Genomic DNA, 15,811 nt, shown 5'->3' on the forward strand with positions numbered 1-15,811 from the left:
GTCAACGGTCTGCGGCGATCTCGACGTCGTAGCCGCCGCGATTGTCGGCCAGGGCGCCGGGGGCGTCGTTGACGCGGAGGAACAGCGGCCCGTCGACGGCGCCACGCAGTTTTCCGCCGGCCCCGGTGGCGAGCACCTCGAAGGTGGGGCGGCGCCCCGCCTCGACGGCGCGCCACTGGGCGGCGAGCAGGCGGCCGATCGGGCGGCCGCGGTACCAGTCGAACGAGATCCCGTCGGGTTCGCTCTCGAGCGCCGTCGTGCCGGCGCTGCCGAGCCGGCAGCGGCCGGTGGCACGGAGCCGGTAGCCGCGCCCGGCAGCGAGGCTCACGCCGGCGTTCTGCCAGCCGCGGTCGGCGGCCACCGTCGCCCGGGCCGTCGCCGCCAGCGGCGGACCGGCCGTCCAGTCGATCACCATCCGCGGCAGGTCGTAGCCGTAGTCGATGTCGTCGAGGAAGGCGTCGAAGTCGCGGCCGGCGCTCCGCGCGTCGAACCCCGCCGTGGCGATGAGCCGCGCCGTGAACTCGCCGTCGAGCGCACCGCGCTCAGCCCGCGCGAATGCCCCGGCGTGGCGCGGGTGCCCCGAGAGCAGCGCCACCGCGGCCCATGCCGCGGCGTAGGCGGGGATCTCGGCGTGGAGCGCGGGGGGCAGCGCCACGACCTCCGACAGCGACGGCTGCGACGCGGTGCCGCGGAGGCGGCGCAGGGCGTCGATCCTCCCGAGCTGTTCGACGTCGGCCGCCCGCGCCGGGATCGGCGTCGGCTCGAACCGGCCGGCGACGAGGCGATGCGTGGCCAGCAGTTCGGCGATCCCCTCGGTGTACCACGGCGGTGTCGACGCCTCGCGGACCGTGGCCATGAAGGAGTGCACACCCTCGTGGAGGAGAAGATGGCGGCGGTAGGCGGGATTGGTCTGCTCGGCGAGCCAGAAGCGGTGGCCGGCCGAGAAGCCGTTGACGAAGTCGGGCACGCTGCCGTCGGGGGGCAGCAGGCCGGCGGAGCGGAAGCGTTCGCGGTCCTCCACCAGGCACCCGCAGACATGCCAGCCGGCGAGCGACTCAGGCACGAGCCCGAAGTGCCGGCACCAGGCCGGGACGGCGTCGTCGAACACGCAGGTGAGCTCGTCGATGCCGTCGCCGTCGCGCGCCGCGACGTCGGTGACGAGCGTGAGGTGGCGGCCGGCGACGACGCGGAGGCCGGCGCGTCGCGCCAGCGCCGCAAGCGGCGCCGGGTCGAACGGCTCGGCGGCCCGGCCCGCGGCCTCGAGCAGGACGAGCGCCGCGACGGCCCGGCAGGCAGCGCGGCGGGAGACCGATGGCGCGCCTCTCGCGCGCGGAAGAAGGGTCGATCGATGACTCGCCATGTTCCCCAGTTCATCCGCTTCACCGGGATGCGGCAAGGCGACCGGGGAGGTGGCCGACAAAGTCACGGTCTTCCGCCCGAACCGCCGAAACAACCCCTGCGGCGCCCCTGCCGCGCCGTGACGGAGGCCCGGCGGTGCTGTCGATGCGGAGCAAACGAGCGGGGCCTTGCAGAGCCGTGTCGCTGCCGTGGGCGGTGGCGATCGCGGTGTTCTGCGCGGCGCTCGTCCCCGCCCGGGGGGCTGACGACACGCCGGGGGCGACGGGCTCGCCGGCTGTTTCCGGAACAGGTGCCGCGGCGGCCCCCGCGCCCTACCGTTCGACCAGCGCGGTGCCGATCGGCCAGGCACCGGCCTTCGCCAGCGCGGTGATCCAGGGGGGCACGATCCCGCCGGGCTGGCAGCCACAGGCGGTGACGTGGCCGGCGATCGGCGGTGATGGACGACCGACGACGATGGTCGTCGCCCCGACGTACACGTTCACCTACGCCGTCGGACCGCCGGTGCCGATGGCGGTTCCCGTCGCCCGGCCGCAGGTCGTGGCCCGCCCGCAGGCGGTGCCCGGCTGGACCTACGCGATGCAGTCGGCTGCGCCGGCCGGCTATCAACTGCCCACGCAGGTCGCGCGCCCGGTCCCGTGGCAGTATCCCCCCGGCGCGCCGGTGCTGGCGGGGACACCGATCGTCGCCCCGGGCCCGCCGCCGGTCATGCAGCCGATGATGCCGCCGCCGATGATGGTTGCCCCGGCACCGCCGCAGCCGCTCGCGTACCCGCCGCCGATCTATGCCGGCCCGCCATCGGCGCCGCAGTCGCTGCCGGTCGCGGCGGCGCCCCCGCCGTTCATCCAGCCGGCGGCGCCCGACCAGTGGGTGCCCGGTGTGGCGGCATCCGGGGCGCCGGCCAACGTCGGCCAACCCGGCAACGCTGTCGGCCAGTCACTTGCCGCCGCGGCGCCGCCGGTGATCGCAGGAAGCGCGGCGGCGATCGCGGCGGGGCAGCCTTCCAATCCGCCCCCGCCGGTCGCGCCGCAGTCGGCGCCGCTCGTGCCGGTCGCGACCGGGCCGGCAGCCCCGGCCGGCGCCGCGCCCCGCGGCACCGTCCACGTGTGGCGCGTCGTCGGGGTCCACGACGGCGACACGATCACCTGCCTCGACGAGACCAACGTCCAGCAGAAGGTGCGCCTCGCGGAGATCGACGCTCCGGAGATCGGCCAGGACTACGGCAAGGTGTCGCGCGAGGCGCTCGCCGACCTCGTGTTCGGCAAGACCGTCCAGGTCGTCGACCAGGGCAAAGACCGCTACGGCCGTTGGATCGGCCGTGTCAGCGTCGGTGGCACCGACGTCAACCGGCAATTGGTCGCCAGCGGCAACGCCTGGCACTACGCCACCTACTCCCAAGACGCCGCGCTGGCAGGGCTCCAAGCCCAGGCCCAGGCCCAGCGGCTCGGACTGTGGGCCGAAGCCAACCCCACGCCGCCGTGGGACTACCGCCGCGCCAGCCAGCCACCGGCGACGACCTGAGGCGGAGCGGCACGACCGGCCGCCGGGCCTGCGCCCGGTTTTGGGCCAGGGCATCCCCAGGGCGCTCGGGCCGCCGGCTCAGCGCCCGCGCTGATCGCGCTTCGCCTGCTTGATCTTCACGCGTGCCGCGGCATGGCCGCTGCGGCGCGTGTCGAGCCCTTGCACCGCCAGCCGACGGGCCTTGGCGGCGGTGGCCGCGGAGCGCTGCTTCGCCCGATCGAACTGGATCGCCTGGTTACCAGCCTGGGCGCCGAGCGCGGCCCGGAGCCCGGCATTGCGGACCTTCTTCGACACCTTCCTCGAGTCTGCGGCCGGCCGGGGGGCCGGTGCGGGCGGGGCCGGTGGATTGGCGGCAGCCACGACCTTGCGGAGCGTCTGCTCGACGATGCCAGCCGCGGGTGCCGCGGCCTTCGCCGGGCGGGCGGGGAGCGTCGGCCGGGCTGCCGTCCGGCGCGAGGCCCGCGTCACGATCTTCTTGCCGCGCCCCTTCTGCCCGGCGTCGGTCTTGAGACGCACCTTGGCCGGCGTCCGTTTGGCGGTGACGGTCGTCGACAGCTCGGCGAGCCGCCGCTCGAACCGTGCCACGGCGCCATGAAACAGGTCGAGTTTCTCGCGGCTCCGGCTGGCGGCGACGTCGATCCGCGCCGCGGCGCGGCGCTTGTTGGCCCGCTGCTGGCCGCTGGTGAGAGCGTGCCATTTGTCGCGGAGGGCCCGGGCCTGCTTGGAGGCAGCGGCGACCTGCTCGTGGGTGGCTTTCGCGAGGCTCGCGCCGAGGCTCGAGTCGAAGATCCGCTGCTCGGCCGCCGTGAACAGTTCGCGGGCACGCTCGAGGACCGCTGCCGGGAGCTCACCGATCGTGTGGGCCGTGTGGGCCGCGCTCGTGGACCGCTTCGCCTTCGCCATGGACTTCTGCCTCGACGGGTGTCATCCACCGGGCCGGGACGCGACCGGGCGTTCGACAGTGCCGCGGCAGTCAGTTTCAGCGGCCACCGCCGCCACCGCTCCGCTTGGCGCGGGCTTCGTCCATCATCCGCCGGTATTCGGTTCGACGGGCCCGATCATCGGGGCTCGTGCGATTGATGCCGGCGAGCCGTCGGGCGTTCGATGCATCCTCGCTGCTCCCACGCCGGCCGCCTCCCGGAGGCCCACCGCCTCCCGGCGGACCGCCGCGCCCACTCCCGCCCGGAGGCCCACCACGGCCTGCGTTTTGCTGGCCATCGGGGCGCGGGGGGCGAGGTTGATTTCCTTCCTGCTGGCGGCGGGCCATCCACTCCTTCCGCCGGTCCTCCTCCGACTTCAACCGCCGGTCCATCTCGGCCTGCCGCTGCTGCGGCGGCAGCGCGAAGAACGAATTGGCCGCCGCCCGCTCGCGAGCCTCGATCAGCCGCATCATCTGCTCTTCACGCACCTCACGGGGAACGTCGCGCATCTTCTCGAACATCCCCCGCATGCCGTCGAACGACTCGGTGTAGGGCTTCTCGTTGCGGGCCATCTTGTCGAGGTCGGCGACCTGCTGATCGACGAGCGACTTGAACTCGGCGACGTTCTTCGGAGTCGTGAACCAGCCGAGAAAGAACCCGGCAACCCCGACGGTAGAACCGAGCAGGAGCAGCAGGAGGAGAATCCAGAACACCCAGCCCCCTTTGCCCGATCCCTTGCGTTCGGCCGCGAGCTCCCGAAGGGCACGCCGGGTGTCGGCAGCGGACACAGTGGCCATGGAAGCTCTCCTGACAGGTGCGGTGGCGGTGCCAGCCCGGGGCGCGATCGGCCGCCGGAAGGTGCCCCAACAGGGGCAAACCGGGGTGGACAGGTCGTTCTAACGGCCATTTCCCCTGCAAGGTTGCGGCGCTCAGGCTGAGAGGCGACCAAGGCCGTGAAAACCCTCGTGCGGGGTGCACAGCCGGCGACCCGCGCCGACGCGTTTGCCCCCTTTATGGGGGTCAGTCGCCGCCCCGCAGCCGCCGGTCCGCCAGTGCCCGTGCACCGAGCGCACGCGAGCTTCTCTGTGTCGACGGTTCTCTCCTGCCCCGCGGCCGGCGGGGAGGATCACGCCGGCGGTACCGAGCCCGGTTCGGCGCCAGCATGGCCTGGGGCCCGGTGATCGGCTCGGTGGCGACCGCAGAGGCGGGGAATCGAGCCTGCTACCGAGGGGTATACTCGCCGCCGCGACTGCCGCTGACGGCATCCGGGGCCACTCCCATGGCAGAAGACATTGCCCGATCGTCGCTGTCGATCGCCGACCTGGAACGACACCACGGCATCCCGGCAGACACCTACTGCGGTCTCACCGCCGACGACATGAGCCGGGCGATCGTCGCCTACCACGGCAGCCCGCGGGAGCCGGGCGCACCGGTCGGCTACTGGCCGATCGGCTCCCCCGAAACGCGTCTGGCCCGGCTGCGCGACGAGTTTGGCCCCGAGGCGGACATCGAACGGATCCTGCTGCTCGAGCAGTTCTTCGGGGCGCGCGTGAGCCGGGCACTGAACCTCGACTGGATGCTGCCCGACGCCGAGTTCGACCGTGCGGTGGCCGACGGCCTGCGGCGGTCGTTTCCCGAGCTCAGCGAGGACGCCCGGACGGTGATCGCCGGCAATTACTCGTACAGCCACGCGAAATGACGCGGCCGCCGTCGTTGGCGCCGGCGTGTCGCCGGGATGCGGCACACCCCCTCGGTCGTCGGCGGAGAGCGATCGCATGAACCGATCCGAGTGCGAAGCCCTCGACCGGGACGATCCGCTCGCCCCGAAGCGCGGTGCCTTCGCCATTCCCGCGGGGCTGATCTACCTCGACGGCAATTCGCTCGGGGTGCTTCCGGCCCACGTGCCGGGGCGCGTGCGCGAGGTGGTGGAGACGCAGTGGGGCGGATCGCTGATCCGATCGTGGAACGAGCACGGCTGGCTGACGCTGCCGCGCCGGGTGGGCGATCGGATCGCGCGGCTGATCGGCGCGCCGGCCGGGAGCGTCGTCGCGGGCGACACGATCTCGGTCAATCTCTTCAAGCTCCTCGGCGCCGCCGCGCAACTCGCCGGCCCGCGTCGCGTCATCCTCTCTGACGACGGAAATTTTCCCTCCGATCTGTACGTCGCCCAGGGCTTCCGCGACCTCGTCGACGACGGTTACACGCTCGAGATCGTCGCTCCGGAGGAGGTCGCGGACGCGATCGACGAGCGCGTCGCCTTCACGATGCTCACGGAGGTCGATTACCGCACGGCGCGCCGCCACGACATGCGGGCCGTGACGGCCAAGGCCCATGCCCGGGGCGCGCGGGTGATCTGGGATCTCGCCCATTCGGCCGGGGCGATCCCGGTCGACCTCGCCGCCGCGGGGGCCGATTTCGCCGTCGGGTGCACCTACAAATACCTCAACGGCGGACCGGGCTCCCCCGCCTTCCTCTACGTCCGCCCCGATCTCCAGGACCTCGTGCGGCCGCCGCTCACCGGCTGGTGGGGCCACGCCGAACCGTTCGCCTTCACGCCGGACTACCGGCCCGCGCCGGGGATCGACCGCTTCCAGTGCGGCACGCAGCCGATCCTCTCGATGGCGGCCCTCGATGCGGCGCTCGACGTGTGGGATGGCATCGTGATGCGTGACGTGCGCGAGAAGTCACTCGCCCTGTGCAGCCTGTTCATCGATCTCATCGAGGAGCGCTGCGCCCGCCACGGCGTCACGGTGACCGGCCCGCGCGAGACAGCCGCGCGGGGGTCGCACGTGTCGCTCCGCCACCCCCAGGGCCATGCGGTGATGCAGGCGCTGATCGCCTCCGGTGTCGTCGGCGATTTTCGCGCCCCCGACATGATGCGTTTCGGCTTCGCCCCGCTGTACACCCGATTCACCGACGCGTTCGACGCCGTGGCGGTCATGGCGGGGATCCTCGACACGCGCCGGTGGGACGAGCCTCGATTTCAATCGCGGAGGGCCGTCACGTGATCATCGACATCACCCAGCCGCTGGCGCCCGGCATGGCGGTGTTTCCCGGCGATGCCCCCTACGCCGAAGACTGGACGTGCCGGATCGGCGCGACGTCGCCGGTCAACGTCGCGCGCGTGGCATTCTCCGTCCACTGCGGGACCCATGCCGACGCACCGCTGCACTACGACGCCCAGGGCACCGCGGCGGCGGGCCTGGATCTCGCGCCGTTCATCGGCCCATGCCGCGTGATCGACGCGCGGGGGCCGGGCCCGCTGTGCGAGCCCGGCGCGATCGCGGCCGCCCTGGAGGGAGCGCCGTCGCGGATCCTCCTGCGGCTGATGGACCGGCTCGACCCGCTCGTCTGGCCGACCGGGTTCCGGGCGCTGGCCCCGGAGACGATCGCGCTGTTGGCGTCGTGCGGCGTGGTCCTCGTGGGTGTCGACACGCCATCGGTCGATCCCGAGACCTCGAAGTCGCTTCCCGCCCATCACGCCTGCTGCCGGGCCGAAATGCGGATCCTCGAGAATCTCGTCCTCGCGCATGTGGAGCCTGACGACTACGAGCTGGTGGCGCTGCCCCTGAAGTTCACGAACCTCGATGCCAGCCCGGTGCGGGCGGTGCTGCGGCGCGGATGAGGTAGCACCCCCTTCTGAAAATCGCGGGTGGCAGAGGTCGGGCATCCGGCTCCGATGGTGAGGGAAGCCCGTTCAGCCTCCCGATCCTCACGGATCTCGGAGCGCGGGGCGTGAGCCCGTTGGTTGCCAACGCGCTCGGATCGGCTATGATTTTGAGTAATCAAAAAAATTATTTTTGATCACAAAAAAAGCTGTTCCGCGAGGGTGCTGCGATGGCCGACCGCGAAGCCGGTTCTCGGGGAGCCCCGGGAGTTTTCCAAGGTCACTCGGCACGCGGCGGGTTCACGCTCGTCGAGTTACTCGTCGTGATCGCGATCATCGGCACGCTCGTCGGCCTCCTCCTTCCGGCGGTGCAGGGCGCGCGAGAGGCGGCGCGACGGGTGAGCTGCGGCAACAACCTTCGTCAACTCTCGCTGGCACTGGCCAACCACGAATCGGCGCGGCGGCGATTTCCCGCCGGGTATGTCAGTGGCACGGCGCGAACGCCGGTCGATCCCGCCACGCGCGACCGCCCACCGGGAACCGGCTGGGGGCTTCTCGCGGCCCCGTATCTCGAGGAGGGGGCGCTGGCCGCCGCGTACCGCGCCGACGTGGGAGAGGGGATCGCCGATCCGGTCAACCGCGCCGTCGTTTCCGCCTCACCGGCGCTGTTCCGCTGCCCGTCCGACAGCGGACCGCTGGGTCCGTTCGCCGCGCTCGACGCGGCAAGGCGTCCGCATGCCTCCGGGGCCCTCCTCGGCCGGTCGAGCTACGTCGGCAACGCCGGGCATGCCGAGCCCTGGTCGGCCCCGCTCGACGACTGGGCCCCCCTGGCCAACGGACCGCTGTACCGCAATTCGTGGACGCGCGTCGCCGACATCACCGACGGCACCGCGCGGACCGTGCTCCTCGGAGAACACACGTCGCGACTGTCCCAGAAGGCATGGGCGGGAACGGTGGTCGGCGCGGCCAGTGTTCCCGGCGACGGATTCCGCTTCGGCGGGGGGACGATCGCCGCGACCGAGGCCGACGCGGCGGCGACGCTGCTGCTGGTCCACAGCGGTCCGGCTCCGACCGAGCCGGGGGTGATCCATCCGCCCAACGATCGAGCCGCCCACGTTTGCCAGATGTATGCCGAACATCCGGGCGGGTGCAACGTGGTGTTCGTCGACGGTGGCGTGCGGTTCGTCGCCGACACGATCGACAAGGGGGCGTGGGCGGCCCTGTCGAGCATGAACGGAGGTGAGTCCGCCGCCACCGTGGACTGAATCGGGGTGGCCGCGAAAAAACCCGATCATCGCCGCTGCCGGCGGAGTCGACTCTCCCGCTCTGAGCAGGCCAAACCGGCTGAATCCGCCCTGGGTCACGGGTGTTCGCGGAGGAACGGCTGGCATGACCAGGCGGTGAGCGATCGCCACAGCCATTCGGCCGGACCGAGTCGGAACCGCGCGAGCCACCATGGGCTCCAGGCGAGCTGCAACGTCCAGATCACGACCGCGATGACGACGAGCCCAGTCCTCGGCACCGTGCCGGCCAGCGCCAGACCGTGGCCAAAGAACAGCAGCGAGCAGATCAGCGACTGGGAGAGGTAATTCGACAGCGCCATCGCCCCCACGGCCTCGAGGCGTGGCCCCAAGGAACCGAACGCCCCGCCGCGCCAGGCCCAGAGGATGGCCCCGGCATGAGCGCAGACCAGCGCCAGCGTTGCCACCAGCTCGAGTGGCACGACCACGCGGAGGTACGTCGCGAACGCCACGCCGCCGCGCAGTGAGACCATCACCGCGGCCCAGGCCAGTGGCACGCCGATGGCGTAGCCGGGCACCGCCCAGCGTCGATACGCGGCGGCGCTCCATTCCCCGCCGAGGAATCCGTTCTTCACGAGCGCCATCCCGAGGATCATCGGGGTTCCCCAGAGGACGATCCCGAACAGCAACTCCCCCGCCTGCGCCCCGATCATGCTCGTGAACCGCTCGACGATCCCCGCGGCATAGCCTTGGTTTTGCCTCCGGCGGATCGCGAGCGTCGTGAGCTCAGGCCGCTGGCGGTCGTGTCGTTGGGCGGTGAATTGACGGTGGAAGTCGAGAACGAACTCGTCGACCTTGGACAGATCGTCGTCGCCCGGCGCGAAGGCGTCGGCGCCGCGATCGGCGGCATCGGCACGGGCGACCATCTCCACGAGGCGCGCCTCGACCGCCGCGCCGCGGCGATCGACCCACCCGATCGCCGGTACCAGAAACCATGCGATCACGACGTGGGCCGCGACGAGCCCCAGGGCGACGGCAGCCAGCGCCCGGGCGGCGAGGTTTCGCAGCGGGTACAGCCACAGCCCGGCGGCCGCGTAGCCGAGGAGAATGTCACCCTCCCAAAGGAGATAACAGTGCGCGGCGCCGATCACGGCCAGCCAGAACATCCGCCGGTAGTGCCACCGTCCGGCCCGCGCCCCCCGCGCGGCGACGGCGGCGGTGGAGAGGACGACACCGGCACCGAACAGCATCGACAGCAACCCGCGCATTTTGTTGGCAACGAAGATCTCAGCGAGGACGAATTCGACCCGGTCGGCATCGGTGGAGACGGCGCCGAAGCGGATCTCCCCGGTGGGAAACCGCGGCTGCTCACGCTGCCGCGCCAGGCGCCGCCGCTCGCGCTCGACCCACGACATGCCTTCATCGTCACGGGCCACGCGGGCGTCGACCTCGTCCGGGTCGTCGACGGGGCCGATGCTGTCGAGGGCGTAGTACGGCGCGGCGACGCGAAAGTAGGCGTCACCCGGCCATCCGAAGTCGACGATGTTCATCAGCAGGATGCCGCAGACCGCGACACCGCGGAGCAGGTCGAGAGGGGCGAGCCGCCGTGGCGTCGCGGCGGGATCGCCGTCGGCCGGCGGCGGGCGAACGCCCGGAGGACTCGGGCCGCCCGTCGCGGCGGTGTCGACGGCATTGCAGGCGTCACGGCCCATCGCGCCCCCCTCAGCGACCGCTTGCCGTTCGGACGCGGCTGACAGAGCAGGATCGTCCCGAGCCAGCCACCGCGGCGATGCGGTCCTGCGCGGCTGTGCACGCCACGAAACCTCGAACCCTTGCAGGCAGGCCGCAGAGGCCCTGCAGAAAAGCGGGCGAAGGGACTCGAACCCTCGACATCCAGCTTGGGAAGCTAGCGCTCTACCAACTGAGCTACGCCCGCGAGACTTTACCTGCCGCGATTCTATCAGCCGTGGCGCGATGTCCACCGGGAAGGCAGGCCGCCGCTGAAAGCCACGTTCCGCGCCCCCGCGCGATCCCGCCACCCCTCGGCCACGTATTCCTCCGGGCCCGAATCGGGCTGCTACCACCGGAATGTACGATGAGGGTTGCCGCGGATCCCGGGAGGCAACGCCCCGGTGCGCCGCGATCGGCCCGCCAGGAGCAGCGCCCCATGACCGATCCCGTCGCCCCCCAACCCCAGGCCCCCACAGGGGCCGCGCCGAGCGGCGGTGCGGCACATCGGCCGGCGCCCGCCCGGGGAAAATTCCGCCGCGTCGGCCAGATCGCCCTCCTTCTGGCCGGTATCGCGATGGTGGCGCTGGGCGTCGCCCCGTGGTTGCTCGGCCAGCCGGCGCGGCTTTCGGCGCTCGTCGCCCGGGCGCTGCCGGCGTTGCGGGCCGACGTCACGTTCGGTCGTGTGCGGCTCGGTTGGCTGGTGCCGCCGGTGTTTGAAAACGTGCGCGTCGAGCCCCGCGACGGCTCGCGCGCCCCGCTTTCGATCGAACGGATCGAGGGGAGCTACGGCCTGGCGGCGATGCTGTTCACCGGCGGTGACCTGGGGCGGTTCCACGTCTCCGGGGCCGAGCTCGACGTCGTCTTCGATGCCGACCGCGAGTCGAATCTGTCGCGCGTCGTCGCCGCCGCGCCCGCGGCAGCCGGGCCCGTCGCGCCCGGGGGACCGCAGCGGTCCCCCGTCCACCTCCGGCTCGACTTCGACGACGCCGTCGTCAAGGTGTCGGGGCCGTGGGCCGAGGGGGTGTGGACGAGCAGCCCGATCGATTTCCAGGCCGGCATCGAACGGGCGCCGAACGCCGCCCACAGCGACCTCGTCCTCGGGCGGACGCGGCTCCTCGACGACTCGCGCCTCGACCCGAATGTCGCCCAGGGCGTGCTTGCCTACGTGGCCCCGATCCTCGCCGACACGACGCGCACCGCCGGCCGCTTTTCGCTCCAGGTCGACGAGGTGCGCCTCCCGCTCGGCGCCGCCGAGGAGGGCACGCTGTCGGGGGAGCTGACGATGCACGCGGTCGATCTCGGCCCCGGCCCGTTGGTGACCGACATCCTCGCCGCCCTCCCGGGCAAGCTCGACGCCCCGCCGGCGATCCGCATCGCCGACGACTCGCGGATCGCGTTCCGGATGGCAGACCGGAAGGTGTGGCACGCGGGCCTGCGCTTCGGCGTGCCGCTGCCGGGCCCGGCGCGGCGACTCGACATCACCTCCGCGGGAAGCGTCGCGCTCGACGACGGCGCACTCGACCTGAAGCTGTCGCTGCCGCTGCCCGAGCAGCTCCCCGCCGATCGGCCGCTCCTTTCGGCAGTGGCGGGCAAGACCGTCTCGCTCGGCGTCGGCGGCGAACTGGGGACGCCGAAGGTCAATTTCGACGGGTCGCTCCGTCGCTTCGCGGGCGACGTCGTCGTCGATCTCATCGATCGGGTCGCCGGGCAGGGCCGCGTGCGTGGCCAGGGGCCGCTCCTTCCGGCTCCCACGCCCGCGGGCGCTGCCACCGCGCGAACCGTTCCGCCACCGCCGGCCCCGGGGTGGTCGGGACCGCGCGACGATGCGGATGCCACCGCAGCAGGCGAGCCGGGCCGATTGCCCACCGGCGAAGACGTCGAGCCGCTGGCGTTGCCGGCCCCGCGGAGCGGCGGCGGGGCGGCGACGCCCCCCCCGCCGCGGCCGCAGTGGAACGGCCCCGGCGATGCCGCGGCCGCGGGAAGCACGGCGGGACAACCGCGGCCGTCGGGCACTGCCGACCGGCTCGACCAACTCAAGGACCGACTCCCGCCGGAGGTCGCCGGTAATCCGTCGACCGACAAGCTCATCGACCTCGTCGGAGGTGTGATCGACGAGCTGGCCCGCCGCCGCGCCGAACGAGCGGCCGCCGAGGCGGCGGTGCCGGCGGGAACCGAGCCGGCCCCGGCCGCGCAACCGCGCCGTGGCCGGCTGCTGCGGAGGTTCCTCGGTCCGCAGGCCCCGCCCACGCCGCCATCCTCCGCGCCGTGAGCGACGCGCGGTCGCTGTGCGGCAGGGCATGAAAAAAGCCGGACCACCCCTGCGGATGGCCCGGCTCTTGTTGTCGCCAGCCTGTCCGCCGTCGCCCGCTCGGGCGTGACGGAAAAGAGGCGTCCGGGATCAGGTCGAGGCCGGAGCGGCGGGGGCCGCCGGGGCAGCGGGGGCCTCGGTCGGAACGCCGTCGGTGATGATGCTCGAGCCGCTCTCGATGACGGCGCCCTCGCCGGTCGAGATCACCGACTCACCGCTGCAGCCGCCGCCGGCACAGCCACCGCTGATCACGCCACCCTCGCTGCTGATCGTCTCGCCGCCGCAGCCGCTGCAGCCGGAGGAGATCGTCTCGCCGCCGCAACCGCTGCTGCAGCCAGTGCTGATCGCCTCGCCGCCGCAAGCACTGCCGCAGCTGGCCGGAGCGGGAGCAGCCGCACCGTGGCACTTGGCCTTCCGCGAGTGCAGCTTCGACAGCAGACCGCCGCCATGGCAGCCCGACGAGGCCGCCGAGCTGGCACCGTGGCACTTCTTGGAGTGCAGCTTGGAGAGCAGGCCGCCACCGTGGCAGCCGCCACGCCCATGGCACCCGTGACCAGCGACCGCACCCGAATCGCCACCAACCAGGGCGATCGCGACCAACGCCGCGAACATCGCCACACCGTATCCGACGAACCGCTTCATCTGTTGTCTCCAGACAAGGAACGAAAGCACCCACGGTCATCCGGCTTTTCCCGGACCACGAGGATCCGGGACCGCCGCCGGACCAAAGCCCCGAGCAACCCGTTGCTCGGCAGAGCCGCAGGCACGATCGCGTGTCTCCGACGGTCGCCACCGCCGGCCATTCGCTGGTGCGAGTGGCCGCCGTTGGGTTTGTCGGTTAGCGAAAAAATCCCGCCTGGGCAATTTGGGCAAGCTGTAAGGCTAGCAGGCCCCCCGCGCGTGTCAAGAACGCGCATCCCCCTCTAGGGAACGAGAAGAACGAGGCAACTCCCGCAGAAAACGGGTGCCGTGAGGGGCGGTTCCCATCCCGTGAGGGCGGTCGGGCGCCCCGGGAGGAGCTCCGCCGTCGCCTCCACGGGCAGGCGGAGCTGTCACTTCACCGGCACGGTGCCGGCGGGAGCCCGTGCGGTGCGGTCCCCCTCGCCCTGGGCGGAGGCGGTGGCGCGGCGCTGGAGCTCCTCGGCGACCAGCTCCTGCTTGGCCACCATGTCGTCGGGGTCCTCGAAATTCAAAAGCAGCGGTGGCATGTCGGGAAACACCTTCATCGCCATCCCGACCACGCGCCAGCCCTCCGGATCGAGACGGACGACCCAGACCACTTCCTCGCTGCTCTTGAATCCCTCTTCGTCGGTGTCGGTCCAGGTCGTGGCGACGTGCACGAGATCGCCGGCGTCGCCGACCATTTCCGACTCGCTCACGGAGTAGGTCGCCGACGGCTTGACGGGGGGGGCGACCATCATCCCGAGCTCTTCGGTGCGGGCCTTGGCGACTTTGCTCAGTTGGGCAGAGGCCGCGTCGTTGTCGCCGCGCTTGATCGCCTCGAGAAACGTCACGACCGCCTGCTTCGCCGGCTCGGTGGCGGCGCCCGATGCGCCCGTGGCCGGAGCCGGTCCCGACGCCGAGGAGCATCCGGTGACCGTGAGCGCGGCCACGGCCGCACACCCGGCCACGAAGCTGACCAGCCACAGCGACCATTGGCCACGGGTGACGGCACGGGACGACGAGTCGGTCGCGGATTGCATGCGCGAGCCTCCGGAAAAGCCGAATGGAATTGGCGAGCTGGCTGTCCGTGGACAAAGCCCTCTGAGGCCAGTGTCCACTCAGGCGACCGCGGGAAACACCGAGGGTTTGCCGGGTCGCCGTCGGCCGCATCCGGCGGCCGATCACTTTTTCCACGGGTTGCTGAGGGGCGATCGGGGCGGGAAGAGTGACCGCTGACCGGCAACGGGTCAAGGTCAATCGGGCGACTCTCCCGCCCTGCGGCCGGCGGTTGGTAAGGTGGGAAAGACGGCAGGACGGGCGTGGGGCGTCTGGGCCGGTGCACGTGGCGAGGCCCGCGGAGGCGACGATGACGACGGGACGGCGGGGCGGTGGAGCGGCGGCGACGATCGTCGTGCTGACGGCGCTGGTTGCCGCGGGCCGGTGCGCTGTCGAGCACGGCGCCCTGGCGGCGCCCCCGCCCGCTGAGCGACTCCGGGCGCGGCCCCCGGAACGCTGGCCGCCCCTGGTGCAGTCGACGTTCTTCGACGACGCGTTCGCGACGCTCGAGGGACAGCGCCCCGACTTCGCGGCGCTCGGAGGCCGGCCCGCGTCCACGGCGGTGCAACCGGAAGGGGGGAATCCGCCGGCCGGGGACGGCTTCCGCTGGTCGGCGCTGGTGTCGGCGGAAACCCTCGCCGACGAGGTGAAGGACCAGAAGGGGATCGTCGAGGAGGCAATCGGGTCGGCGACGACCTTCAAGGGGGGAGGCTACGAGCGGGCGCGGGTGGCGTTTTCGTCGATCGCGCTGGTGTACGGCGTGATCGCCGCCTACGACGGCGACATCCGCTGGAAGAAGGAGGCGGCCGCAGCCCGTGATCTGTTCGGCCGCGTCGGCTTCAATTGCAAGGTCGGGACAGACCAGTCGTTCGCCGAGGCGAAGGCGCGGGGCGCCGACCTCGGCACGCTGCTCGAGGGAAACGGCCTGGCGTCGCGCCCCGACCGCGATCCCGACGCCGGCGACCCGCCGTGGAGCCAGATCGCCGCCCGGCCGGCGCTGATGAACCGCCTCGCGCAGGTCGATGCCGTCGCCGCCGCCGCCACCGGATCGCGGACGGTGTTCAAGGAGCAGCTCGCGCAGTTGGTCCACGAAGTGGAGATCGCGGCGGTGATCGCCGAGGCCATCCAGCGCCCCGATTACGAATACCACGATGACGAAACCTACCGCGGCTATGCCGCCGCGATGCGGGCCGCCGCCGAAGCCGCCCGCGTTGCCGCCGGCCGCGACGATTACGACGGCTTCAGAACGGCCGTGGGCAGCCTGAAGAAATCGTGCGACACCTGCCACGACGCCTACCGGAGCTGACCGGACCGGCGCCGAGACGCGAGCGGGCGCTTGACGGGAACGCGTTCGGGTTGCGTCAGCGGCTCGCGGGGCTACGCTGATCCGCCCGGTCCCCACATCCCT

General features: G+C 72.1%; 13 protein-coding genes and 1 tRNA gene. 8 read left to right on the forward strand and 6 right to left on the reverse strand.

All coding sequences use genetic code 11. The features are described from left to right. Position 1 precedes the first annotated feature (1 nt). Positions 2-1,360 (reverse strand): hypothetical protein, encoded by a 1,359-nt coding sequence (locus FJ309_09755; protein MBM3954883.1) that lies wholly within the window; start codon positions 1,358-1,360, stop codon positions 2-4. Between FJ309_09755 and FJ309_09760 the strand changes: the two genes are divergently transcribed. Continuing rightward, positions 1,312-2,877: a hypothetical protein gene (locus FJ309_09760; GenBank protein MBM3954884.1), complete on the forward strand. Its 1,566-nt coding sequence runs from the start codon at positions 1,312-1,314 to the stop codon at positions 2,875-2,877. The two genes, FJ309_09755 and FJ309_09760, sit on opposite strands and share 49 nt — an antisense overlap. Before the next feature lie 78 nt (positions 2,878-2,955). Here FJ309_09760 and FJ309_09765 read toward each other — a convergent pair whose 3' ends face one another. Further along, positions 2,956-3,780 carry a hypothetical protein gene (locus FJ309_09765; GenBank protein MBM3954885.1) on the reverse strand — a complete coding sequence of 275 codons (825 nt, stop codon included), beginning with the start codon at positions 3,778-3,780 and terminating at the stop codon, positions 2,956-2,958. A gap of 334 nt (positions 3,781-4,114) precedes the next feature. Here FJ309_09765 and FJ309_09770 point away from each other — a divergent pair, with 334 nt between their 5' ends. The 5 genes from FJ309_09770 (at position 4,115) to FJ309_09790 (ending at position 8,669) form a co-directional block, all read left to right on the forward strand. Further along, positions 4,115-4,735, forward strand: coding sequence for a hypothetical protein (locus tag FJ309_09770; GenBank protein ID MBM3954886.1), 621 nt, complete (start codon positions 4,115-4,117; stop codon positions 4,733-4,735). A 341-nt stretch (positions 4,736-5,076) separates the two neighbouring features. Then, positions 5,077-5,496, forward strand: coding sequence for a hypothetical protein (locus FJ309_09775; GenBank protein ID MBM3954887.1), 420 nt, complete (start codon positions 5,077-5,079; stop codon positions 5,494-5,496). A gap of 76 nt (positions 5,497-5,572) precedes the next feature. Continuing rightward, entirely contained in the window at positions 5,573-6,805 is a 1,233-nt protein-coding gene (gene kynU / locus FJ309_09780) for a kynureninase (protein ID MBM3954888.1), read from the forward strand. Then, a complete protein-coding gene (gene kynB, locus FJ309_09785) occupies positions 6,784-7,422 on the forward strand; it encodes an arylformamidase (GenBank protein MBM3954889.1) in 639 nt (212 codons plus the stop codon). Before kynU ends, kynB begins: the two co-directional genes overlap by 22 nt. 212 nt (positions 7,423-7,634) lie before the next feature. Continuing rightward, a complete protein-coding gene (locus FJ309_09790) occupies positions 7,635-8,669 on the forward strand; it encodes a DUF1559 domain-containing protein (GenBank protein MBM3954890.1) in 1,035 nt (344 codons plus the stop codon). A gap of 95 nt (positions 8,670-8,764) precedes the next feature. Here FJ309_09790 and FJ309_09795 read toward each other — a convergent pair whose 3' ends face one another. Together FJ309_09795 and FJ309_09800 are read right to left on the reverse strand one after the other, a co-directional pair. Continuing rightward, a complete protein-coding gene (locus tag FJ309_09795) occupies positions 8,765-10,357 on the reverse strand; it encodes a DUF418 domain-containing protein (GenBank protein MBM3954891.1) in 1,593 nt (530 codons plus the stop codon). Positions 10,358-10,508: 151 nt separating this feature from the next. Continuing rightward, positions 10,509-10,581, reverse strand: a tRNA-Gly gene (locus FJ309_09800). Between the two features lie 231 nt (positions 10,582-10,812). Between FJ309_09800 and FJ309_09805 the strand changes: the two genes are divergently transcribed. After that, positions 10,813-12,645: a hypothetical protein gene (locus FJ309_09805; GenBank protein ID MBM3954892.1), complete on the forward strand. Its 1,833-nt coding sequence runs from the start codon at positions 10,813-10,815 to the stop codon at positions 12,643-12,645. Positions 12,646-12,774: 129 nt separating this feature from the next. On the opposite strand, the gene FJ309_09810 is transcribed toward FJ309_09805, so the two are convergent. Next, a complete protein-coding gene (locus FJ309_09810) occupies positions 12,775-13,326 on the reverse strand; it encodes a hypothetical protein (protein MBM3954893.1) in 552 nt (183 codons plus the stop codon). Between the two features lie 410 nt (positions 13,327-13,736). Continuing rightward, positions 13,737-14,387, reverse strand: coding sequence for a hypothetical protein (locus FJ309_09815; protein MBM3954894.1), 651 nt, complete (start codon positions 14,385-14,387; stop codon positions 13,737-13,739). A 326-nt stretch (positions 14,388-14,713) separates the two neighbouring features. On the opposite strand from FJ309_09815, the gene FJ309_09820 reads away from it, so the two are divergent. Further along, positions 14,714-15,709 carry a hypothetical protein gene (locus tag FJ309_09820; protein ID MBM3954895.1) on the forward strand — a complete coding sequence of 332 codons (996 nt, stop codon included), beginning with the start codon at positions 14,714-14,716 and terminating at the stop codon, positions 15,707-15,709. The last annotated feature ends 102 nt before the right edge of the window (positions 15,710-15,811 follow it).

Source organism: Planctomycetota bacterium, from assembly GCA_016872555.1.
Taxonomy (GTDB): Bacteria; Planctomycetota; Planctomycetia; order Pirellulales; family UBA1268; genus F1-20-MAGs016.

Coding starts and splice junctions, on each gene's coding strand:
- FJ309_09790 (MBM3954890.1), top strand. CDS start 7,635: ATGGCCGACCGCGAAGCCGGTTCTCGGGGAGCCCCGGGAGTTTTCCAA.
- FJ309_09755 (MBM3954883.1), bottom strand. CDS start 1,360: ATGGCGAGTCATCGATCGACCCTTCTTCCGCGCGCGAGAGGCGCGCCA.
- FJ309_09765 (MBM3954885.1), bottom strand. CDS start 3,780: ATGGCGAAGGCGAAGCGGTCCACGAGCGCGGCCCACACGGCCCACACG.
- FJ309_09810 (MBM3954893.1), bottom strand. CDS start 13,326: ATGAAGCGGTTCGTCGGATACGGTGTGGCGATGTTCGCGGCGTTGGTC.
- FJ309_09815 (MBM3954894.1), bottom strand. CDS start 14,387: ATGCAATCCGCGACCGACTCGTCGTCCCGTGCCGTCACCCGTGGCCAA.
- FJ309_09805 (MBM3954892.1), top strand. CDS start 10,813: ATGACCGATCCCGTCGCCCCCCAACCCCAGGCCCCCACAGGGGCCGCG.
- FJ309_09820 (MBM3954895.1), top strand. CDS start 14,714: ATGACGACGGGACGGCGGGGCGGTGGAGCGGCGGCGACGATCGTCGTG.
- kynU (MBM3954888.1), top strand. CDS start 5,573: ATGAACCGATCCGAGTGCGAAGCCCTCGACCGGGACGATCCGCTCGCC.
- FJ309_09760 (MBM3954884.1), top strand. CDS start 1,312: ATGGCGCGCCTCTCGCGCGCGGAAGAAGGGTCGATCGATGACTCGCCA.
- FJ309_09775 (MBM3954887.1), top strand. CDS start 5,077: ATGGCAGAAGACATTGCCCGATCGTCGCTGTCGATCGCCGACCTGGAA.
- FJ309_09795 (MBM3954891.1), bottom strand. CDS start 10,357: ATGGGCCGTGACGCCTGCAATGCCGTCGACACCGCCGCGACGGGCGGC.